At 65.9% G+C, this 23,640-nt stretch carries 14 protein-coding genes; 4 read left to right on the top strand and 10 right to left on the bottom strand.

All coding sequences use genetic code 11. The features are described 5' to 3' along the window. Positions 1–324 precede the first annotated feature (324 nt). Positions 325–1,173, bottom strand: coding sequence for a 4'-phosphopantetheinyl transferase family protein (locus AC1PLA_RS11305; protein ID WP_104573369.1), 849 nt, complete (start codon positions 1,171–1,173; stop codon positions 325–327). A 126-nt stretch (positions 1,174–1,299) separates the two neighbouring features. Continuing rightward, entirely contained in the window at positions 1,300–2,040 is a 741-nt protein-coding gene (locus AC1PLA_RS11300) for a formyltransferase family protein (protein WP_154832049.1), read from the bottom strand. 245 nt (positions 2,041–2,285) lie between these two features. Between AC1PLA_RS11300 and AC1PLA_RS11295 the strand changes: the two genes are divergently transcribed. The 3 genes from AC1PLA_RS11295 to AC1PLA_RS11285 all read left to right on the top strand — a co-directional run bounded on the left by AC1PLA_RS11295 (position 2,286) and on the right by AC1PLA_RS11285 (position 8,847). Then, the gene (locus AC1PLA_RS11295; RefSeq protein WP_349780593.1) at positions 2,286–4,376 is read left to right on the top strand and encodes a hypothetical protein; all 2,091 of its coding nucleotides are present in this window, start codon (positions 2,286–2,288) and stop codon (positions 4,374–4,376) included. Positions 4,377–4,495: 119 nt separating this feature from the next. Continuing rightward, entirely contained in the window at positions 4,496–5,653 is a 1,158-nt protein-coding gene (locus AC1PLA_RS11290) for a hypothetical protein (protein WP_481104554.1), read from the top strand. After that, the gene (locus AC1PLA_RS11285) at positions 5,653–8,847 is read left to right on the top strand and encodes a non-ribosomal peptide synthetase (RefSeq protein ID WP_349780591.1); all 3,195 of its coding nucleotides are present in this window, start codon (positions 5,653–5,655) and stop codon (positions 8,845–8,847) included. Before AC1PLA_RS11290 ends, AC1PLA_RS11285 begins: the two co-directional genes overlap by 1 nt. 99 nt (positions 8,848–8,946) lie before the next feature. On the opposite strand, the gene AC1PLA_RS11280 is transcribed toward AC1PLA_RS11285, so the two are convergent. The 3 genes from AC1PLA_RS11280 to panD form a co-directional block, all read right to left on the bottom strand. Beyond that, on the bottom strand, positions 8,947–9,948 hold the full coding sequence (locus AC1PLA_RS11280; protein ID WP_146097910.1) for a hypothetical protein: 1,002 nt from the start codon (positions 9,946–9,948) through the stop codon (positions 8,947–8,949). An 80-nt stretch (positions 9,949–10,028) separates the two neighbouring features. Beyond that, positions 10,029–10,931, bottom strand: coding sequence for an ACP S-malonyltransferase (fabD, locus tag AC1PLA_RS11275; RefSeq protein WP_154832044.1), 903 nt, complete (start codon positions 10,929–10,931; stop codon positions 10,029–10,031). Beyond that, positions 10,918–11,268, bottom strand: a complete 351-nt coding sequence (gene panD / locus AC1PLA_RS11270; protein ID WP_102251983.1) for an aspartate 1-decarboxylase — start codon at positions 11,266–11,268, stop codon at positions 10,918–10,920. Before panD ends, fabD begins: the two co-directional genes overlap by 14 nt. Positions 11,269–11,622: 354 nt before the next feature. Here panD and AC1PLA_RS11265 point away from each other — a divergent pair, with 354 nt between their 5' ends. Further along, the gene (locus AC1PLA_RS11265; protein WP_481104553.1) at positions 11,623–18,210 is read left to right on the top strand and encodes an amino acid adenylation domain-containing protein; all 6,588 of its coding nucleotides are present in this window, start codon (positions 11,623–11,625) and stop codon (positions 18,208–18,210) included. 87 nt (positions 18,211–18,297) lie between these two features. Here AC1PLA_RS11265 and AC1PLA_RS11260 read toward each other — a convergent pair whose 3' ends face one another. The 5 genes from AC1PLA_RS11260 to AC1PLA_RS11240 all read right to left on the bottom strand — a co-directional run bounded on the left by AC1PLA_RS11260 (position 18,298) and on the right by AC1PLA_RS11240 (position 23,636). After that, positions 18,298–20,376, bottom strand: coding sequence for a TonB-dependent receptor (locus AC1PLA_RS11260; RefSeq protein WP_349780589.1), 2,079 nt, complete (start codon positions 20,374–20,376; stop codon positions 18,298–18,300). A gap of 215 nt (positions 20,377–20,591) precedes the next feature. Further along, positions 20,592–21,344, bottom strand: a complete 753-nt coding sequence (locus tag AC1PLA_RS11255; RefSeq protein ID WP_146097909.1) for a hypothetical protein — start codon at positions 21,342–21,344, stop codon at positions 20,592–20,594. Continuing rightward, positions 21,317–21,502, bottom strand: coding sequence for a hypothetical protein (locus AC1PLA_RS11250; protein ID WP_104573359.1), 186 nt, complete (start codon positions 21,500–21,502; stop codon positions 21,317–21,319). Before AC1PLA_RS11250 ends, AC1PLA_RS11255 begins: the two co-directional genes overlap by 28 nt. Before the next feature lie 78 nt (positions 21,503–21,580). Beyond that, on the bottom strand, positions 21,581–22,021 hold the full coding sequence (locus tag AC1PLA_RS11245) for a hypothetical protein (protein WP_146011157.1): 441 nt from the start codon (positions 22,019–22,021) through the stop codon (positions 21,581–21,583). A gap of 49 nt (positions 22,022–22,070) precedes the next feature. Continuing rightward, positions 22,071–23,636: a GMC family oxidoreductase gene (locus AC1PLA_RS11240; protein ID WP_180968720.1), complete on the bottom strand. Its 1,566-nt coding sequence runs from the start codon at positions 23,634–23,636 to the stop codon at positions 22,071–22,073. Between the last annotated feature and the right edge of the window lie 4 nt (positions 23,637–23,640).

Genomic DNA, 23,640 nt, shown 5'->3' with positions numbered 1-23,640 from the left:
TACTTGGCGCTCATTCATTTCCATTGCTTTGAAATCTGGTATGTCATTCATAATCTTGGATCCAAGAACCTTTGCGGCGGCACCTTTAAACCGGAGAATTTTCTCGCCTATGACGACGGCTCTTCTTTCGCACCTGTGAGCCGGAGCGCCGCCTGACCGCGCAGCCGGAACCAGGATTGTTATATCGGGAATGAAGCAAATACGGTCGCTTAAGCGCCGCCACGCCTTAGATGGGCACAGCAATTCTCGCCTCCGGTCTCACGCCGGGAGCGGCGGCAGTCGAATACAGCATCGGCAACGGGGAGAAGGTCAAAAAATTTTGATTCAGTTATCGTGCAAGCGCCGTGTCGGGAGAAGCGCTACGGTACGCTCTTGCAGCGTCGTCGATAACTCTCGCACACAGACCTGGGTCGGTGCGCTGGTGTCGCGCTGGGCGCATAGCGCCAGCAGGTAGTGCGGCTGTGGACGGTACTGCCACAGGCTCCAAAGCGCCGCGTCGTCGTCGAGTTCAGGTCGTACGCTCAGGCGCACCGTGCCGCACTGCGGGTAGTCGAAGCTGAAATGATCCAACGGCAGAGACAGGCCCATGCCACGCGCCTTGATATAGGCCTCCTTGAAGGTCCAATACTCGAAGAATCTGTCCTGCTGTTGCGCTACGGGCATTTGCGCCAGCGCCGCGACTTCTTCGGGGGCCAAAAAGTGATGCGCGATGTCGAGCGATACCTCGCGATGGCTCACGTGCTCCACGTCAATGCCGATCTCGCGCTCTCGCGTCACAGCCAATGCGATCAGGCCATAGGTATGAGAGAGATTGAAGCGCAGTTCCGCTCCGGCCTGTCCCTGCGTCGCTTCGATATGTGGCCTGCCGTAGGCATTTGTGCCGAACCGCCACTGGGCCGGTGCAACCGGCACATAACGCGAAAGCGTAGCGCGCACCAGAGCGCGGGTCAGCAGATAGCGCTTGCGGTCATCGGCGAAGTAGAAACGTGGTTCTTGCGCGCGCTCGGCCGGATTCAGCCACTGGCGCATGCGCGTCAACAGCGCCTCATCGTCGATCCGATCGTAACGCAACAGCCACAGATCGATGCGGTTGCTGCTTGCGCTCAGGCTAGGGGCGCCGATACCTGGGAATGGCGTAACCTGGATGGGGCTGCTCTCGGTATCGGTTGTCATGATCAGGTCTCGGCGACGCACAGCAAATACTGCGCGGCAATGCGGGTGTCATGCGGGGTATTGACATGACAAACGCCGTCAATGGCCGCGAGCGCAGAGACGGCGGGGTGTCGCTGCACGAGTCGATCAGGCCTTGGCGACGGTCGCGTTATGGTAGCCTCGCGCAGGTTTCGCCGTCGTTGCGACCAGTGAATGAAGGCGCGGGAAATAAGGCCGGTATTTGCCAAGCCGCGCCGCGCGCCTGCGCACGTCCGCACCGGCCGCAGCGTACAGTTTGGCGAGTTGGTCGTAGCTGACCGCAGTGGCGGCAACTTCGACCGCGCGCGACTGGAACGCCCCTTGCGCGAGCGCGAGCACGTTGCGTTCGAAAATCTGCCGGCAACAACGCAAGGCCAGGTCCATGACCTCACCGAAGCCGTCCTGCGGGAGGATGTCGAAGACCCGCTGCTCGACCACTGGACCGCAATCGACACGTTGCCCCGGCAGGATCCGGTGCAGGGTCACCCCATACTCCTCCTCGTCCCTGCACAGCGCGGCGAACACGCAGGCTTCGGCGGCACCACGGTAGCGCTGAACCAGGCCGTTGTGGATGTTGAAAAAGCTGGCGTCGGACGCAAGCAGCTTGTCGCTGAAAAGATGCCGGTTGTTGATCGACACCACCGTTTCGCCTTTGGCGAACTTCAGCACGCGGGCGAGATCGGCATCGGGATTACCGTTTTGGACGATCTTGATGCCGGATTGATGCAGTGCGCCGGGCAAGTGTTCGCCGGGCGGACAAGACACCGCGCGCACCTCTAGCCCGACGGATTGCGCGTAATACACAGCGTGACGAAGAAGAGCTCCGCTTCCGACGAAAATCATGTGCATGGACCGTTGGTTGGCGTTGACTGCAATCGGCTTAGCGGATCGAGCATCGCAGTCACCGTGCGCCTGCGGCGCGCCGAGCCAGGCAGTCTGCGGCCCGCTCCGTCGCCCACGTAGTGTATACAACTGCAGCCACGCTGATGATGCTCAATGTCGGTCTGGACCGGTCGCCGCTAGGCTTGACTGGATCGGGCGTCTGTGAGATACCCAAACCGATTGCGATGAAGGAATAAGCGCACGGAGCGGCCATGAATTTCGATGAATCCGTCGAAGACGTTGAAAGGATCCTTTGGCGCGATCCCAGCGGTGTGTTCTGCAAGATGGACGCGCGATCGCAGGCTGACTACCGCTGGCTGGTCGATCGATGGAGCGCTCGTTCGGGCCTCAGCCCCTGCGCTATCGCCAATCTCGCGCTGGAACTGGCGCAGCGCAACTGTCTGCTCGCCGGCGTCGCCGATCGCCGATCACATATCGGCTACTACTTCACCGGCAAGGGACTGCTGGCGCTCTCGGCGCAAGCCCAGTTGCGCCTGTCGTGGCGCGAACAAATTCGTCATGAACAACCGTCCTGGCTACTACCCGCCTACACCGGGCTGATCGCGGCCATTGCGGTGATCTATGCGCTCGCATTGATCGGTTCTTTTTCGTTCGCGCTTTCATCCGCCTGGACCGTGGTCCTTGGCGTGGCGGTGGCGATCTACGGGTTTTGCCTGCTTCCGTCCTGGATCGTGGGCCTGCTTTACAGCCAGTTCGAGCCCTATCCCCTGCCCCGCCTGGACTTCAGCGCCGGCATCGGTGAGGACCACAAGACATTGGTGGTCGTTCCGTGCCTGTTGTCCTCGACCGATGTCGTTCGCAGGCTCGGCGAGACCCTTGAAGGCCTGCACATCGACAACCGGGGGTGCGGTGCTAGCTTCGCGCTGTTGTCCGATTTCGTCGATGCGCATTCGCAACTCATGGACGACGATGAAATCCTAATCCAGGAAGCTATGGGTCAGATCGACCGCCTGAACGCGCACTATGGCGGCGGCTTCGTTCTGCTGCATCGGCCTCGGCGATGGAATCCGGGCGAAGGCTGCTGGATGGGATGGGAGCGCAAGCGAGGCAAGCTCGAAGAGCTCAACGCCTTGCTGGTCGAACCCAATGCAGCCGATGCGTTCCAGCTGATCCACGGCGACACCGGCAAGCTGTCGGGCGTTCAATTCGTGGTGACGCTGGACGAGGACGACACCCAGCTGGCGCCCGGATCGATCGAAAAACTTGCCAGTTCGCTGGCCCATCCGCTCAATCGACCCGAACTGTCCGAGCAGCGCGATGCCGTCGTGGCGGGTTACGGCGTACTGCAACCCCGGCCGATGCTGGCGCTGCCGAAGGGTTGCGCCCCCAATCGCCTCGAATTGCTGGTCAACATGCTGGTCGACATGGCCGCCGGGCCGCCGCGTGTCGATAGGGCGCCGCACAACCTCGACCAGGACATGTTCGGCGAGGTCGGCTATATCGGCAAAGGCATCTACGACGTGCACGTGTTCCATCGGCTGCTGGGCGGGCGCATCGCTGAGAACTCCATACTGAGCCACGATCTGCTGGAAGGCGCATTCGTGCGTTCGGCCTGCGTGGGCGATGTCATCCTGCCGGTGTCGTTGCTGACCTACCATGCGAACTCGCAGCGCAATCACCGCTGGATGCGCGGCGACTGGCAATTGCTGCCATGGCTGTTCGGCGTCGCGCGCGCTCCCAGGGGCGAGCGCGTCGCCGCACCGCCGTTTGCGCGCTGGAAAATCGGCCAGAACGCCGTTCGCATGCTGCTGCCAGCGGCTGCGCTGGTATGCCTGGTGCTCGGCTGGATGACATGTGCCACGCCCGTCTACTGGACGCTAGCCGTGCTGGCCACCGCCTGGGCGCCCTCACTGGTCGAAATCGTGTACGTGCTGCTGAAAAGATTCCGCTTGGGCAATCTGCTGTCGATGTGCCGATGGATCGGCACCTGGGTGCTGATGAAATCGGCCGGCCTGATTTTCCTGATCCATGAAGCACAGGTCTTGCTGGATGCGATCGTACGGGCGAGTTTTCGCATGATCGTCTCCAAACGCAAGATGCTGGAATGGCGAGCGTCGAGTAGCTTGACCTCGCAAGGCTCGCCCGGCTTGCTGGCGTATTACCGGAGCATGGGGCTGTCGCCGTTGCTGGCATTGGCCATTGCCGCAGCCGTTCGGGTATTGAATCCGAACGCGCTGCCGGCGGCGCTGCCGTTCGTGATCACCTGGCTCTTTGCACCCCTCATCGTCTGGTGGTTGAGCCAGACCCCGCTGTCCCCGGGCGACCCGCCCCAACCCGCCTAGCACCGCATACCGTGTCGCGCGATCCAATCCCGTCGCGGTGTCGGCCGAATTTCACGCAGATGCGCGCGCCACGCCACATTCACGGTGCGAACCGCGACGAAAGAAACGAAACGATGCCCTTGAGTCCCGATACCAGGCAACCCGCGCCGCATTCGCACTCGCTGACGTTCGATGCGAATCCAGCCTACAAAGCGTATCTGGACACGGCGTTCGCGCTCGGCATTCTGGCCACGGACCTGGACGTACGCAATCTGCTGTCGCGTTACTACCTCAATCTCGGCGCGCCCACCGACCAGGCTGCGCACCAGCCGGGGGCGTGCCAGTTGTACATCACCCCCTGGAACACGATCGCCAGGTTCTGCACGTTCGGCTTGTTACGCGAGCGGTTGCCGCCGTTCGACATCGGCCAGGCCAGTCGGGCGGCGATCGTCGAATGGGCCGTGCACATGTTGTCGCGCGGTATCTATGTCTACGCGACCGTCAACGATTGCTTCATTCCCGGCACTCGCGCACATGCGGCGCGCGAGGCGTACAACCACCCTTGCCTGGTGACCGCTTGCGACAGGGCTGCACAGACGTTCACGGTGTCCACTTATCTGGCCGATGGCACTTACGGTTCGACATTGGTCAGCTACGCGGCCCTGTCGCGCGCGTTCACTGAGCGCGGCGATCCGCGACGGATGTCGGACTTGCATTTCTACGAGCCGGTTTTGCATGGAATCGTGCGAGCCGATACGCCGTTCGGGCTGCAGGTGTTCGATCCGCTCGCGACCGCGAGCGCAATGGTCAACTACGTGGAATGCCGTCTCGATAAATACGCCACTTGCGAGCAGGAGGTCTACGGGCTCAATGCGGTCGCCGCGTTTGTGCAACGCCTGGCCTTGGCTATTCGCGCCGGAGACGAACTGGATCTGCGCGGTACCCGGACCTTGATGGAGCATCGGAGGATCCTGGTCAGCGTGCTCGACTACGCGCGCGAGCAATTGCAGCTGGCCGATCTGGAACGGATCGAGCGTGCGTTCAAGGCGTTGGAGTCGTGGGCCGCTACCCTGCATTCGCTGGCCTTCGATCATCAGCAGACGCGCGGCGCCGCACGTGGCCGCGGCGGAGAAGCGCGGTTGTTGAAACACATCGGCGAGATCGGCCGGATGGTGCGAATGGACAAACGCGCATCGCTGGATTTCATCGACGCGCTGATTCCGCTCGACTTGCGCGACGTCGTGGCGCGCGCAGGCCGCTCCGATCCGGGCAGGATATGGCAACGGAGGCCCGGATAATGGCGCGGATGGAATCGAACGCGTCAACGAATGCCAACGACAGGTTGATGGGGCCGTTGACGTTCTCGCAGAGGAAGATATGGCTTACCGACCAGATCGCTGGTGATACGGCCAAACACGGCGCGGGTACGCGACGGCATACGGTGCAGCTGCGCTTCCACGGACGGATCGACACCGCGATCCTGGGGACGGCGCTGGCGGTCCTTATCCAGCGACATGCGGTGCTGAGGACGACCTTCCACAGCGACGGCGGAGATCCTTATCAGCGGATCTGGCCCGCCCCGCCACAGGTGTTCTTTCCCGAGCTGGACTGGGGGGATGTTTCCGCCGCAACGCTGGAGCGCCGGATTCGCCGCTTCATGGCCGATGACGCCGGCAAGCCGTTCAACCTGAGCCGGGGGGCGCTGGGACGCTGCGTGTTGATCAGGAAAGGCGACGGCCAAGCCGACTTGGTGCTGACGTTGCACCGGATCATCGTCGACGACCGCTCGGTGGGCATCCTCGCCGACGATCTGATGACGATCTACGCAACGACGGCACAAGGCTGCTCGCTTGAGGACGAGCGGCCGCAGGCGCAGCTCGTCGACGCAGCGCTACAGCAGTGGCAGCATGCTGAGGCCCATGACGTGCGCGAGCGCCTGTGCTTCTGGCAGGAACATCTGCGCGGCGCGCCGGCCTGCGCCGAGCTGGAAACTGACGCTTCCGCTGCGACCGGTGTCGGTAACCGGCTTGGAAGCGTGCGCGTGCCGCTGGGCGCGGCGATCGCGGACGATCTCGCCCGCACCTCGACAGGGGCGGGCCTTGCGATCCACGTGCCGTTGATCGCAGCCTGGGCCGTGCTGCTGTCCAAGCTGGGCGCGGCCAGTAATATCGCCATGGGTTTGCTGTTACCGCGTCACCGCGCCGGCGGCGTGGTCGGCCCACTCGACGAGATCGTGCCGTTCCAGGTCCGCGCCTGCGATTTGGCCAGCATCGACGACCTGCTAGCCAGGATCGGCGGCGATCTCGCCGCGATCGAGGCGATGGCGAGCACGCCGAGCGAATGGATCCTGGGCAATACCGAGCACGGCATGGCGGACGCGGTACTGGATCGGGTCATGGTCCATCTGGACACCAGCGTTGCTCATCGGTCGCCGTCGCCGCACCTGTCGTTACGCTCACAACAGCCGCCGCCGCTTTACTCGGCCTCGTTCGGCGTAGCCTTGCGCATTCGCGCGATCGACGGTAGGCCAACGGCAGAGCTGATCTACGCCGCGCGCAAGTTTCGCAACACCAGCATGCAACAGCTGGCGGCGCGGCTGGCCCATGTGGCCGGATCCATCGCCGGCGATGGCCAACGCTGCGCCGGCAGCCTGCCGCTGTTGTCCCCGCAGCAGCAGCGTCGTGTCGTGGCCATGTTCAACGCGCGCAAACCGCCGAGCGAGCGCAACTTGCTGCTGCACCAGTTGTTCGAGCAGCAGGTGCGTCGCCGCCCGGACCATCCCGCGCTGAAGTTCGGCGATGCGTCAACGAGCTATCGCGATCTGAATGCGCGGGCCAACCGGCTCGCGCACTACCTGCGCGCCCAGGGGGTCGCGACGGAGGATCGCGTGGCGGTGTGCATGCCGCGCGGCCAGGACATGATCGTGGCGATGCTTGGCGTGCTGAAGGCCGGCGCCGCTTACGTGCCCCTGGATCCCGCGCTTCCCGACGATCGCCTGCGCCACATTATCGAGGACAGCGGCGCGGTCGCGGCAATCGCGCCGCGGTCGCTAGCCAGTCTGTGCAAACGCGCGCGCCTGCCCAGGATCGACCTGAAGCAAGGCGCCAGCGCTGCCGCGATCGCCATCGCTTCCGCACGCGCTCCCCGCCTGTCTGCGTCACGGCTAGGCCCCGGCAACCTTGCTTATGTGATCTATACCTCAGGCTCCACAGGACTTCCCAAGGGCGTGCTGGTCGAACACGCCAGCGCCGTCAGTTCTACCCGCGCACGCCAGCGCTACTACTGCTGCATCGGCCGGGCCTTGCTGATTTCGCCGATTTCCTTCGATAGCTCGATCGCCGTGGTCTACGGCGCTCTCGCCACCGGCGGCACCCTGGTGATCGCCTCGGACGCAGCGGCGCGTGACGCGCGCGCACTTGCGCGCAAGATCGTGTCCGAGGACATCGACTATGTCCTTACCGTGCCGGAGTTCCTGCGCCAGATACTCCATGAGCTCGGTGGCCTTCGCGGCGTGAACCCGGCGCTGCGATTGGTCACCGCGGGCGATGCGTGTCCGCGATCGCTGGTCGATGCAGCGCGTTCGCTTTCGCTGAGGCTGTACAACGAGTACGGGCCGACCGAGGCGACGGTATGGGCCAGCGTCCACGACTGCAGCGAGCTGGGCGCGCGCGCCGTCGTCCCGATCGGCCGGCCGATCGACACGGCGAGAATCTATATTCTCGATGCCTACGGATTGCCGGTCGCAGTCGGGATGATCGGCGAAATATGCATCGGCGGCGACGGCGTGGCCCGCGGCTACATGCATCGACCAGGCCTGACCGGCGAGCAATTCGTCGACGACCCGTTCGTTCGCGGTGTCACCGGTCGCATGTACCGCACCGGCGATCTGGGCCGCTGGCTGCCGAGTGGGCACGTGGAATTTTGCGGGCGCCGCGATTCGCAGGTGAAGCTGCGCGGCTACCGCATCGAACTGGAGGAGATCGAGGCGCATCTGGCCGCGATCGCCGCGGTCGAGGCGGCTGCGGTGCGCCTGGAGCAGACCGGTGCGAACTCGCAGCGCCTGGTCGCCTACATCGTCTGCAAGGACCACGTGCGCTTCCAGCCGGCCGCGTTCCAGGCGCAGCTGTCGCTCGGCCTGCCCGCCTACATGGTGCCGGCTGCCTACGTGCAGCTGAAATCTTTCCCGCTCACGCCCAACGGCAAGATCGACCGCGCAGCCTTGCCTAGGGCGGCCGAGAAGACCGTTGCCCGCGGTGGGTACTTGGCGCCGCGCGGAGACATAGAGTTGCGCCTGGCTGCGTTGTGGGCAGGAGTGCTCGTGATCCCGCGCGTCGGCCGGGAGGACAATTTTTTCCAGCTGGGCGGCGACTCGCTGAGTGCGGCCAGGCTGGTCACGTCATGCAGGCAACACGGATGGCGTGTGCGCGTGCACGACCTGTTCCGCTCGCCGACGCTGAAAGAGTTCGCCCGCCGGTTGCGCAGCTCCCGCTAGTCTGACGCCGTCGCACTGCGCCATTGGCCGGCGCGACAAGCGCCCCGCTCCGCGCGCAGATGATGTGCGAACCTTGAGCCGTGCCAGCCGTCTGCGGAGCTAGGACACCATCAGCGCCCGCAGCTTGTCGGCGGCCGCCTGGCGGTCATCGGCGGTTCGGTTGTACAGCTCGCTGTCGCGGTTGACCCGCTCGTAGTTCAAGCGGTGGCGCTTGTAGGTGTCGTCCAGGACCGACTTGTATTCGCTGTAGTGTAGATGGTCGACCAGCACCCCGGAGATGCGGATGATGCGCTGCAGGCGATTGGCGACGTCGAAGATCCAGGCCTCGTTGTACCAGAACTCGAAAATGCCGGGGGTGAAGTAACCCAGCGTCTCGTACCACCTGCGGCTCACGATCGGGAAGTCGCCGCCATCCGGAGGATACTGCCCATCCTCGAAGAACAGTGCGAACACCTCGTCCTCGCGCTCGCCATAGCACTTATCCAGGTGGAAGTCCCAACCGTAATCGATGTACATCTGGTCGTCGTTGGCCATCATCAGCAGATTGCCGCTGCATTTGTCCGCAAGCACGTTCCAGGACCTGGAGACGCTGATCGGCGGGCCCACGATCAGCTCGAGGGCCCTGAAGGCGCTATACGCGGCTCTCATCTTCTCGACCGCGATCCGGTATTGGTCGAGCTGCGGATCGTCGTCGTCCACATAAAACAGCAACTCGACCTGGGACGGATCGGCGCAGGTACGGTGCACGCTCCTGACGAAAAGTTGAACCCGCTTGACCCGGCTACGGGTCGGACACAGCATCGACTTGACCTGCGCGGCCGGGCGATCGGCGCCCACGCGGCGGTGGCGGAACGTGAACGCAATCCTGCTCCAGCGCGTGCGGCAGTCGAGCCTAACGGAGCGGGCGACGCGGCGTACGCTGATGGTGAACGCGAGCGCGCTCATCATCGCGTTGGTGCTCCAGCGCGGCTCGTTCAGCCACTCCACGATCGTTTCATACAGTCGCGGCGACCGCCTTATCGACAGGTGTCCGCCAAGCAAGGCGAGAAATGCGCCTGTTCGCCGTATCAGCTGTCGGACCGGACCGGGTGTGTTGTGCATGCGCAAACCTGCTCAGTTCTGCGGGAAACGGGAGCTCGCCTGATTTCGCCCGCGTCCGGGCCGAGTGGAATCCTTGCAAGCTATCGTGGCGGTGCACTGCGGATTTCGGCCACCATCCTGCCCAGGATCGTGCCGTTGATCTCGACGAATTCCGATACGCCGCGATCGATCAGATAACGGACGCTGTCCAGCCAGCGCACCGGCGTTGCGATCTGCGCCGCGAGCCGCTTGGCGACATCGTCGGCGCCGTAGGGGACGGCATCGGAATTGGCGATGACCGTGCGGCGCGGCGTAGCGTAGTCCAGGCCGTGCGCGAACGTGGCGAACTCCTCGGTCGCCTCGCGCATGTAACGCGAGTGAAACGCGCCGCCGACTTTCAGCGCGATCGCGGCAATCCCTGCGCGCTGCAGCGCCGCGAGCGCGCGTTCGATATCGTCCTTGCGGCCAGACACCACGGTCTGGGTCGGCGTGTTGTAGTTGGCCAGGTCCACGCCATGCAGGCCCTCGCCATCGAGAAACTCGCGCACGCGCGCGGCGTCGATCTGCAATACCGCGGCCATGGCGCCGTCGCGCACGCGGCCCATGATTTCGCCGCGCTTGGCCACCAGGCGCAAGCCGGTCTCGAAATCGAACACGCCCGCCACCTGCAATGCGTTGTATTCGCCCAGGCTATGGCCGAGGGCGTATTCGGCTTCGGCGGCCGGGTCGCCGTCGATGCGCTTGCGCAGAAAGCCAAGCGCACTGACCACATAGAGCGCCGGCTGCGTGTAAACAGTATCGTTGAGCTGCTTGTCCGGATCTTCCAGGCACAAGCGTTCGATCGAATAGCCCAGCACCTCGCTGGCGCGCCGGGTCTGTTGCGGAAACGCGGCGAACAGCGCGCGTCCCATGCCCTTGCTCTGCGAGCCTTGCCCGGGAAACATCACCGCCAGATCGCGGCGCGTACCGATGCGCGCGGCCTGCACCGCCTCAGCCTCGCACACGGTTCTGCGCGTCTACGTGGACCACGCGCGGCTGCAGTGTCCTCGCCTCGGCGTGTTCGAAGGAGCCGAACGCGGCAATGATCAGGATGTCGCCGACCTGCACGCTGCGCGCGGCGCTGCCGTTGACCGAAATCACCCCGCTGCCGGCGTCGCCCTTGAGCGCGTAGGTGACGAAGCGCAGGCCGTTGGACACGTTCCAGGCGTGGATTTGCTCGTAAGGCAGGATGCCAGAGGCGATGAGCAAGTCCTCGTCGATGGCGATCGACCCTTCGTAATGCAGTTCGGCGTGCGTCACCGTGGCCCGATGGATCTTGGCTCTGAGCATCGTAACGTTCATTGCATCTCGTCCTCGCTGAGTGGCTCGCCGATCCTGCGGGCGCAGTGCACGCGACACTGGGTCGCGAATGTAGCACCCCGATCATGCCGATCGAACCGCATCATCGAACCAGGCCGCACGGCGGGCGAAAAGTCGATCGCGGTGCCGCCGTGCGAACTCCGGTCCAGCAACCGGTCGCGGGACGCGAACGCGAGCTGTAGCCCGGCAGGTTCGTGTTATCGTCGTTCGTCAGCAAAAACGGTGCTTCCCATGCAACGGGAAGCGGCTGCTCGGCAGCATAGGCCGCACGGCGGCCGATCGCAACGCGATGAGGCTGTGGTGCAGCGCGGAAACGGATACCGCAGAGGATCAGTCATGACCGGCCCCGCGTCTGAAAATGGCAGCGCCCCCGATCTTGAGCGGTTGCGCAACCGGCTCAAGCAGCGCCTGGGTGGCGCGCGCGCGGCCGATCCGGGCCCGCAGCCCATCGCCCCAGAACGCAGGCCTGCGCAGGTCGGGCTGTCCTGCACCCAGCAACGGCTGTGGTATCTGGATCAGGAAGGCGCGGGCGCGGCATACAACCTCACTGTCGAGGTCCGTTTCACCGGCTCGCTCGATCGTGCCGCGCTGCGATCGGCGCTGTTCGCGTTGATCCAGCGTCACGAACCACTGCGCACGCGCTTTGCGCAGATCGACGGCACGCCGGTGCTGCAGGTGGACGATCACGCGTCGCCGACCTGGATCGAACTCGACTGCGAGCTCGATCCAGGCGCCGAGCGCGAGCGCCGGATCGAGCAGGCGGGGCTGGACGCATCGGCCGTGCCGTTCGCGCTGGACGGCGAGCAGCCGCTGCGTGCGACACTGCTGGTGCTCGACGCCGCCGAGCATGCGTTGTTGCTGACGGTGCACCACATCGTGGCCGACGGTTGGTCCCGCGGGATTCTGTTGCGGGAACTGCTGATCCTGTATCGCGGCCTGGTCGCTCCCGGCATGCCTGCCCTGCCCGCGCTGCCGATCGCCTTCTCGGATTACGCGGTGTGGCAGCAAGCGCAGCTCGATTCCGAAGCGATAGGCGAGCACCTGGCGTACTGGCGCGAACAACTGGCGGATGCGCCGGCGCAGATCACACTGCCGGCCGATCGTCCGCGCCGGCGCTGGTCGAGCTACGGCGGCGACAGCGTGGAGATCGCGTTCGATGCGCACCGGACAGCCGCGATCGAAGCTCTGGCCCGGCGCAGCCAGGCGACCGTGTTCATGATCCTGCAGACGGCCTGGGTCATCGTGCTTTCGCGCCTGTCCGGGCAACAGGACATTGTCGTCGGCACGCCGATCGCGAACCGGCGTTGGCAGGCGGTCGAAGGCTTGGTGGGTTGTCTGCTGAATACGCTCGCGTTGCGCACGCGCATCGACGACGACACCACCGTCAGCGGCCTGATCGAGCGTGTGCGCCAGACGACGCTCGACGCCTACCGGCACCAGGATCTTCCGTTCGAAAAGCTGATCGATGCCGTGCAGCCGGTACGGCGGCCCGGCTGCAGCCCGCTGTTCCAGGTGCTGTTCGGGCTGCAGAACACGCCTGCCGACGAGCTCGCCCTGCCCGGTCTGCGGATTCAGGCCCGGGACGTGCAGAACCGCAGCGCCGTGGTCGACCTGACCTTGTTCCTGCAGCAGACCGAGGCCGGTATCGCCGGCACGCTCAACTATGCGACCGATTTGTTCGAGCGTTCGACCGTCATGGGCTGGGCGGAGTATCTGCAGAACGCCATCGAGGCGATGACGCGGGATCCCGAACAGCTGGTGTCCTGCGTTCCGCTGCAGGACCGTGTCATCGCTAGCGCGGCGCTGCAGCGCCTGAATCCTGCTCCGGCGCCGCTGCCGGCAGATGCCGGCCTCCATCGCCGTTTCGAAATGCAAGCCGCGCGCCTGCCCCACGCCGTGGCGGTGGAGAGCGAAGACGAACGGCTGAGCTATGCTGCTTTGAACGCGCGCGCCAACCGGCTGGCGCATTACCTGTGCGCATGCGGCCTGGCTGCCGGATCGAACGTGCCCGTGCTGATCCCGCGCAGCATCGACATGCTGGTCGCGCAGATCGCCGTCCTCAAGGCCGGATGCAGCTACGTCCCGATCGACCCGGACACCCCGCCCGAGCGGCGGGCGGCGATTCTGCAGGACTGTGGCGCAAGCATGGCCATCACCGCGGCAGGCATCGAGTGCGCGGGAGCGTTGAAGTGGATCGATCCGGTCGCGGCGCAGCAGCTGATCGCCACGCAAGCGTCCACGGACCTGCCCGACCCGCCGACGCCGGCCCGCGTGGCGCCGGCCTACGTGATGTACACCTCAGGTTCGACTGGCGCGCCCAAGGGCGTGGTCGTCAGTCAGCGCGCCGTGCTGTCGCTTTGCGTCGACAACGACTACATCGCGATCGAACCGGACGACTGCGTCGCCCATTGCAGCAATCCGGCTTTCGACGCCTCCACCTTCGAAATCTGGGCGCCGTTGTTGAATGGCGCGCGCGTGCTGATCGTGCCGCATCTGACCAGCCTCGATCCTCAGGCGCTCGAACGCATCATCGTCGAACGGCATGTCACCGCGATGTGGCTGACCACCTCGCTGTTCAATCAATGCGTACGCGCGTCGTCGACGCTGTTCGCGCCGCTGCGCTATCTGCTGTTCGGTGGCGAGGCCGCCGATCCTGGCATCGTCGGCCTGCTAGCCGGCAGCGCGAGGGCGCCGCAGCATCTGCTCAACATGTATGGCCCCACCGAGGCGACGACGTTCGCGACCTGTTACGCCGTGCCTGCGACGGCCGCCACCGCGAACGTGGTACCGATTGGGCGGCCGATTTCCTCGGCCAGGATCTACGTGCTGGACGCGCAGCTGGCGCCGGTGCCGGTCGGCGTGGCGGGCGAGCTCTACATCGGCGGCCTGGGCGTTGCCGAGGGCTACCTGAATCAGCCCGAGCTGACCGCCAGGCGTTTTCTGCACGATCCGTTCCTCGGCGATTGCAATGCCGACGACGCAGACCGGCCGGCGACCATGTACCGCAGCGGCGATCGCGCGCGTTGGCGCGCCGATGGACAGATCGAGTACCTGGGCCGGATCGATCAGCAGGTGAAGATCCGCGGTTTCCGAGTCGAGCCCGGCGAGCTCGAAGTGCATCTGATGCAGCACGCGGAGGTAACGCAGGCCGCGGTCGTGGTGGTGGAACCGGTGGCCGGCGAGCGCCAGCTGCTGGCCTATGTCGCCGGCGTGGAGGGGGGCGCCGCGCGCAACCACGACCTCGTCGCCCATTTGCGCGCGCGGCTGCCGGCGTACATGGTGCCGGCCGACATCGTGCACCTGCCGGCTCTGCCGCTGACCGCCAACGGCAAACTCGACCGGCGCGCATTGCCACGCCCGGCCGCTTCCGGGCAGGACATCGCCGCGCACGTGGCGCCGGGCAGTGCGCTGGAATTGGCGTTGTGCGAGCTCTGGCAGTCGGCGCTGGCCTTGCAACGCATCGGCATCGACGACGATTTCTTTCTGCTCGGCGGCAATTCGCTGTCGGCGGTGCGCCTGGTCGGCTTGATCAAGGAGCGGTTCGGGCATGCGGTCACGCTGCAGCAATTCATGCAGGCGCCGACCGTGCACGCGCTCGCGCAGGCGCTGGGCGCAAGCCAGCCCGCGCGCGAACGTCCGATCCAGACGCTGGCGCCGGATCGCGCCGGCCGGTTCGACCCGTTCCCGCTCACGCCGATACAACTGGCCTACTGGGTCGGACGCAGCGGCGTCGCCGAACTCAGCAACGTCGGCGCGCACGCCTACGCCGAGGTCAATGTCGCGGGGCTGCATCCGGCGCGGTTCGATGCGACCTTGAATCGCATGATCGCCCGACACCCGGCGCTGCGCACGGTGGTGCGCCCGGATGCGACCCAGCAGGTGCTGGCGACGGTGCCGGCGTACGCGTCCGTGCTGGACGACTACCGCCACGCCGATCCCGGCCAGCGCCAGGACGGCGTGGCCAACACCCGGGCGGTGATGTCGCACCAGGTGTTCGACGGCATGACCTGGCCGCTGTTCGAGGTACGCATCAGCCGGTTGAGCGACGAGGCGTTCATCATCCACTGCAGCCTGGATGCGCTGGTGCTGGATGCGTCCAGCGCGATGGTGCTGCTCGACGAATTCATCGCCGCCTACCGCGAACCCGACTGCCGTCTGCCGGTGCTGGAATTGACGTTCCGCGATTACGTGCGCGCGCGCGAGGCATTCGCGCAATCCGAACTCTTCCTGGATTCGAAGGCGTACTGGACCGCGCGTGCGGCCGACTTCCCTGCCCGTCCCGACCTGCCGCTGGCGGTCGACCCGGCGCAGATCACCCACCCGCGTTTCGAGCGCCGCAGCTGCGTAGTGCCCGCGCCGCAGTGGCAGGCCCTGCTCGCGCTGGCCAGAACCCACCAGATCACCCCGACCGTGTTGATCCTGGGCTGTTTCGGCGAGGTGCTGTCGCGCTGGGCGCAGCAGCCGCGGTTCGCGCTCAACCTCACCCTGTTCAACCGCATCCCCTTTCATCCGCAGTTGGATGCGTTGATCGGCGACTTCACCACCCTGGTGCTGCTAGAAATGTCCTACGCCGATCGGTCGGTGCCGTTCCTGCAGCGCCTGCGCGCACACCAGCGGCAGCTGTGGACCGACCTGGAATACCGCTACTTCGACGGCATGGACATGCAGCAGACGCTGCGCCGGGCCGGCGGCGCGGCGACGAGCTATCCGATCGTCGTCACCAGCACGCTCGGCCTGGCGCAGGGGCGCACGCTGGCGTCGCTGCACGACCGCATCGCCGAGGCCGAGGGCTACAGCATCACCCAGACCTCGCAAGTCTGGCTGGATGTGCAGTTGTTCGAGCAGGCCGGTGGATTGCGCTGCAACTGGGACAGTGTGGCCGGGCTGTTCGGCGACGGTGTGCTGGACGCGATGTTCGCGGCGTTCAATGCTCTGCTGGCGCAGTTGCACGATGAGCGCGGCAGCTGGCACCGGCCGGCCAGCGTCGAGCTTCCGCCAGCGCAAATGCGCGCGATCGCCGCATCCAACGCGCCGGTGTCCGATCCGCTGCCGCGGCGGCTGCACGACCCGTTGCTGCGGCAACTGCATCGGCAGGGCGACAAGACCGCGATCCGCTGCCGCGACAAGCGCATCAGCTATGCCGAGCTGGAGCTGCGCAGCCGGGTTCTCGCCAACCGGCTTAAATCCGGTGGCGCCGCGCGCAATCGCCTGATCGCCGTGCTCATGGACAAGGACTGGCGGCAGGTGGTGGCGGTGACCGCGATCCTGCGCGCGGGCGCCGCCTACCTGCCGATCGACGCCGGTCTGCCGCGCGAGCGCATCGCGCTGCTGCTGGACAGCGGCGGTGTCGAGCAGATCGTCGCCTCGCCCGCGGCGGTCGAGCGCTGCCCGCCGGGACCCTTCCGGCTGTACGTGCTGGAAGACGAACCCGGCGCCGCACCGCCCGAATTGTTGCGCGAACCTGCCTGCGACGCACTGCCGGACGACCTGGCCTATGTGATCTTTACCTCCGGATCGACCGGTGTGCCCAAGGGGGTGATGATCGAACATCAGGCCGTGCACAACACCATCGCCGACATCAACCGGCGTTACCGGGTCGACGAGAGCGACTGCGTGTTCGCGTTGTCGAGCCTGAGCTTCGACCTGTCGGTCTACGATATCTTCGGCGTGCTCGGCGCCGGTGGCACGCTGGTGCTGCCCGAGGCGTCGGCGATCCGCGATCCGGCCGCGTGGCGCGAGTTGTTCGCGCTGGCCCAGCGGCACGAACCGATCACGGTCTGGAACACCGTGCCCGCATTGATGCGGATGTTCGTCGACGACCTGCAGGCCGATCCGTATCCCGCGCAGCTGCGGCTGGTGCTGTTGAGCGGCGACTGGATCGCGCTGGACCTGCCGCAGCGCATCCGCGCCGCGATGCCGGCGGCGCAGGTGATCAGCCTGGGTGGCGCGACCGAAGCGTCGATCTGGTCGATCGCCTACCCGATCGCCTCGGTTGCGCCGGAATGGAAGAGCATTCCCTACGGCAAGGCCCTGGAAAACCAGAGCATGCACGTACTGCAAAGCGATCTGGCGCCGGCACCGCTGTGGGTCGCCGGCGACCTGTACATCGGCGGGGTTGGGCTTGCGCGCGGTTACTGGCGCGACGACGCGAGGACCGCGGCGAGCTTCGTGCGGCATCCGCTCACCGGCACGCGCCTGTACCGTACCGGCGATCGCGGTCGCCTGCTGCCCGACGGCAACATCGAGTTCCTCGGCCGCAGCGACTTGCAGGTCAAGATCCGCGGCTATCGGGTCGAACCGGGCGAAATCGAATCGCGCCTGCTTGCCCATCCGCAGGTCGCGCAAGTGGTCGTGCTCGCCCAGCAGGACGCGTCGGGCGAAAAAGCTCTCGCGGCTTACCTGACCTGCACGGGCGCGGCCACGCTCACGGTCGAGACGATACGCGCGCACCTGGCCGAGGCCTTGCCGGCTTACATGATCCCGGGCGTGATCGCGATCATCGACGCGCTGCCGCTGACGCCGAACGGAAAGGTCGACCTCAAGGCCTTGCCCGCGCCGCTCAGCGCAGCCCTGTCGACGCGCAGCTTCCAGCCGCCCGAGGGCGAGATCGAACAGGCCCTGGCCGATATCTGGGCGGCGTTGCTGCAGATCGACCCGATCGGCCGCCACGACCATTTCTTCGAGCTGGGCGGCAACTCGCTGATGGCCGTGCAGCTGGTCGCGCGCATCCGCACCCAACTGGACGTCGAAGCATCGCTTGCCGATGTGTTTTCTGCGCCGCTGCTGGCCGAACTGGCGGAAAAGCTGGTCGACAGGCAGATCGCCGCATACGACCCTGGAGAACTGCTCGACCTGTCGCAGCAGGCAGGCTTGCACGAGCCGTCCAGCGGCACCGGCGGCGTCGCCGATGCGGTCGCATCGTAACCATCCGACGTCCGCGCTGGAGCTTGCGCCGGACCGCGCTGCCGGCGCCACGCGATCGCTGAAGAACGCGCGGCGCCGGCAACCAGCCTAGAAACGCCAGCGAAAACTCACCCGCACGTTGCGTGGTTCCAGCGGATGGTAGTGGATATCCTCCACGCCCTCCTCCGGCTCGCCGGGCAGGCGCGAGGCATAGAAGTAATCGATATCGTGGTCGTTGGAATCGAGCAGGTTGAACACGTCCAGGTACACCCCGAACCGGTCCCACTCGCGGCCGGCGCGCAGGTTGACCAGGGTCGAACCATCGGACTTCACCGAATTGTCTTCGATCAACGGATACGCGCCGAAATGGCGGACGCGCAAGCTCGAGAACCAGCCGCTGTCCAGGCGCGCGGTGATGCCGGCGGACACCACCAGCGGGATCGAACCGGGGATCTTGCGGCCGGCCGGATCGGAATCGCTGAAGCGCGCCTCGGTGTAGGACGCATCCAGGTCGCCGGAGAAGATACCGTTGCCGAACCAGTACACGCCCAACTCGATGCCTTCGCGCCGGCTCGGGCGGCTACCCTCGGTGGTGCCGGCGTCGCCGACGAACAGCAGTTCCGAGTCCAGATCCAGGCGCCACAGCGCGGCGGTGGCGTGCACACGATTACTGAAGTAAAGGCGCGCGCCGAGCTCGTAGCCGGTGGAATCGACCAGCGGATCGACCCGGTCGACCGGCTCGCGGCTCACCGGGTCGAGCACGATGGTGGTGCCACGCGCGTCGTTGGAATGAAAGCCCTGGCCCGCGCTGAGGTAGAGCTCCATTGCCTGGACCGGCTTCCACGCCAGGCTGGCCTTCAGCGAGGTCGCGCTGTCGTCGGCCTTGCCGGAGTTCACCGGTAACGAGCGCGAATCGACGTCGAAGTCGTAACGGTCATGACGAATACCGAGATAGCTGCGCCAGGCGTCGTTGAAATGGAACTCGTGCGCGGCGAACACGCCCAGGCTGCCCTCTTCGACCGCGTCGTCGCGCACCGTCGACAGCAGCTGCCGGGCCCGGGTGCGGAACAGGCCGACGCGTCCGATGTCGTCGAAACGTCCCTCCGCGCCGACGCGCCAGCGGCTGCGGCCGGCGGTCCATTGCTGCGACAGTGCGAATCCGTAGATGCGTCGCTGGTCGACCTGGCGGAACTCGTCGCCGTTGTCCGGATCGTCGAGGAAATAGGCGAAGTTGGAATACAAGCTGAGGTCGTAGTCGATCGCATACGCGCTCGCCGCCAGTTCGCCGCCCCATGCCGGGCCGTGCCAGTCCGCGGAAATGCTGTAGCGCGAGGAGGTTCCGCCGACCATCGTGTCCAGCGAACCGAGTTCGTCGATCAGCCCCTGCTCGACCGCGCGGCGCGGGATCTGGTCGGCGGAGTTCCAGCGGTTGTGGTAGCCCATGAGGGTCAGGCTGCCGCGGCCGCCAGCGATGTCGGCGCTGTACTTGAGCAAGCCGTTGAACTTGCGCACGTCCTCATCGATGTCGGTCCAGGGGCCGTCGTTGCGCAGGAGCTCGGTGCCGTAGAGAAGCGAGCCACCGCCGGCGCTATCGACCGAGTCGACGACAACGCCGCGCAGGTAGCCGTTGCCGCCCGCGGTCAGCTCGGCGTGGCCGCGGTCCAACCGGTCGGCGATGCGAAACCGTGCCGAACCGGCCGAGGAAAAGTCGCCGACGTCGGCGTAGTACACGCCCTTGCGGTACGTGAGTTCGTCGACCGCTTCCGGGATCAGGAAGTTGAGATCGGTATAACCCTGGCCGTGACCGTGGGTGCGCATGTTCACCGGCATCGCATCGACGAAGGTGGCGAAGTCGGTGCCGTGGTCGAGATTGAAACCGCGCAGGAAGTACTGATTGGCCTTTCCGCTGCCCGAATGCTGGGTGGCGACGACGCCGGGCACGAATTCGAGCAGGTCGCCGCTGCGCAGCAACGGGCGCGCGGAAAACTCGATCACGCCGACCGATCCCTCCGACGCGCTGATCGCTTCGCCGACCAGGTTCTGGCGGCGGCCGAACACCTGCACGCGGTCGAGATTGGTGGTGGTGAGTTCCTCGTCCTGGGGGGCGACAGTTTGCGCGATCGCTGCCGGTGCGGCCAACGCGATCGACAAGGCGAAGGCCAGGCGGGTGACATGACGGGGATGCACGTCGTCCCTCGATCGGAGCGACGATAGGACACTTGGATGAGCACGCAACATTTCGATTCCTCGGTGCGGTCCGCGGACGTGCATGCGACGCCGTCGCCGCCCGTTTGGGGCAGGCGCAACAGCGCGGGCTGTGAAGCTGCGGCAATGCAGTGCGGATTCGTTTCGCGCCCGCCGCATCGCAGCCGCGGCGGAGGATGCTCGACGGCGTCGGACGCTCAGCGCGGCGGGCGTTCACCGGGCAGGCAGTACCGCGCGATCAGCGCCAGCAGCGGCGGGCCCGACGGTGCGGCGGACGACAGGTCGTGAATCGGCAGCAGCAGTTGTGCCGGCAGCAGCATCGGGCTGATGTCGCCGGAGCGCATCAGCAATTTCGCTGGAAGTTGCGGACCGTCGTCATCGACGTAGACCACGCCGGTGGTTCCGGCGGCGTGGCGGTGATAACCCACACCTGCCGCGTGGGCCAATGCGTGGGACAGGATCTGGATGTGCGAGTGTTCCGGCCCGGCCTCGGCAGCGAACGCGTCTTCGGCTGGCGACGAATTGGCAGTCGGGCGCAACGGCGTATGCGCGTCCGCATGCTCCAGCCACAGGCGCAAATGGTCTACGCGTGCAGGCAGGGCGATCTGGGCAGCCACGCCGGCGTCACCGGGTGTTTGTGCTTGCATCGCTGGCGCCGCGTGCGGGCGACGGGCCGTCGCGGCAGCGCCCTGCCCGTGCACGCACGCGTTCAACCATCGGCATGGCGAGTGGTCGCCGACACCGTCACGCTGCGCTTGCGATGCAACGTGCGTGTGCGCGGGCCATAGCAGCCTGGTCACGGTCTGGGTCGCGATCTGGAACGACATCAGCATCGCCAGTGCCAGTGCGACCGCCAACGCGACAATGCGGTGCGAGCGCACCGCGTCGATGAAGCGTCGGCGAGTGCGGTACCGGGGTTTCATCAGCCGAGCGACGACCGACGCTTGCATAGGGTAGCGTCCGGTGCATGCACCTTCGCACGCATCCGTCGCGATGCGGCGGAATCGACGGCACTGCTGTAGCGCCCGGCATGGGCCGGCACACGTTCGAACACCTCGCTGGCCGATGCAGTCGCCGAAAGCAACAGCCCATTGCGTTCCTTGTCCATCCAGCATTCCTCCTTCGGCTTCGGCCAGGCGCAAGCGCCTGTCGCCATCGGTCGTCCGATCCGCTCGGTGATCTTGCCTCAGTCAGGCTTGCCAGCCCCCGGCTTGCGCGACAGGCGCGCCCAGCGCAGTGAATTGAGGATCACCCACCCCATCGAAACATGGTGCAGCACGTCCATCAGATGCGACATGAGCCCGATCCGTTGGCCGGCGACCCAATGGCTCAGGTGATGCAGCAGCATCAGCAGGAACGCCAGGATCGCCGTGGACGTCTCCACCCAGCGGAAGATGCGGCTGGACCCGAACGCATAGACGCCGATTGCGGAGAACAGGTAGACAGCGGACAGGATTTTCAGCACGAACACGCCGTCGTAGCCGGGATCCTGGCGCAGAGCGATAAAGTCCGCTTCGGAAAACATGCCGAACAAGGCCATGCTCAACAACGTCGTCGCCAATATCGCCAGCGATGCGATCCATCCAAGTGCGATCTGATGAGCAAGCGACTCTTCTGAGTGTTTCATCGATCTCTCCATGTTGTGCGCGCGCCCGGCCATGGCGGCCTTCGTAGGTCTATCCGATCCGATCGCGCAGATGAGCGGCGATACGTTCCCCTATCACCATGCAGCTGAGATTCGTGGGCACCGTGGGAATGGCCGGAATCAGCGATGCATCGGCGACGGACACATTATCACAGCCATGAATCAGTCCGTGCTCGTCGGCCACGGCCATGCCGTCGCGTTGCGGCCCCATCCGCAACGTTCCCACCGGATGCCACGACGCCCGCACGGTGACGCGCAGCATGCGTTCGAGCAACGGATCGGAATCGACCACCCGCTGGCTGCAAGACATGGGACGGCCGATCAATGCGTCCAGCGGCCGGCTCCTGATCAGGTCCCATGCCATGCGCACGCAGGTCTTCATCCGCTGCAGGTCGTCGTCGCGGTCGAGCAGGTTGAGGACGATGCGCGGAACCAGCGCACCGTCTAGCGGCAAAAATTCGATCCGGCCGGTCGAACGCGGCGCGGCGAGAACGCTCGACAATCCGGACACGACGCCGTCTCCGCCCAGTTCATGGACGCCCGGCAGGTCGTCGGCGTGGATGCCGGCAAGGGCGAAGATCTGCAGATCGCAGCCCTGCGCGGCGTCGGCGCTGGCGAACTGCAGCAGGCCTTTATGCAGGGTGTCGCCCAGCGCGTGTCGGCCTGGCTGCGGCTTCGCCCACAGGCTGACCACGGGATGGTCTTGCAAGCTCTGCCCTACGCCCGGTAGCGCCAGCCGCACCGGGATGCCAGCAGCCGCGAGCGCGTCGGCCGGGCCGATTCCGGAGCGTGCGAGCAACGCAGGCGAGCCGATCGCACCGGCGCACACCACGATGTGCGCAGCATGGAAAACGTCCGTTCCGCTGGCGCTGCGCACCTCCACGCCGGAGGCGTTCACGCGTTCGCCCGCTCCAGTCAGGAGAAGTCGTCGCACCTCGCATCCGCCCTTGATCTCGAGATTGGTGTGATGCGGCGCGTCGCGCAGGTACAACGTGGCGCTGGAACGCCGCCGCCCGGCGACCGCGCTATGGGGAATCGCGCCCACGCCCGCGCTGTCGCTGACTGCCACGTCCACGGTGTGGAATCCGCGCGCGGCACAGGCGGCGATGAAGCCGTCCTGCAGCGGGGACGTGGCAAGCGATGCAGGGTATGCCGATGCCGAGCCGCTGTCGCCGTACAGAACGCGGTCCACGCGCGCGCACCACGGCGATACTTGTTGCCAACCCCAACCGGGGTTGCCTGCCGCTGCCCAACGCTGGTAATCCTCGCGCCGCGCATGCACGGCGACCGAGCCATTGATCGCCGAACCGCCGCCCAGGGTCCTGGCCATGGGATACGGCAGCGTCACCGCCGAGCCGATGCCCTCGTCCCGCACATGCGCCTGCCACGGCCAGTTGTATCCCTGCAGCACTGGAAAGCCGGCGGTCGACAATGCGCGCGGCAGCTCGCCGCCGCCGGCGTCGCCGGCCTCCAGCAACAACACGCGGCGGCGGCCGTCCTCGGCCAGTCGCGCTGCGACGATGACGCCCGCGGTACCGCCGCCGACGACGATGCAATCGTATCGCGCGTGCTTGGACGCATCGTGGCGAATGGACATCGGG

The organism is Xanthomonas sp. NCPPB 1826, assembly GCF_056725285.1.
This window is presented reverse-complemented; position numbering and strand designations above follow the sequence as displayed.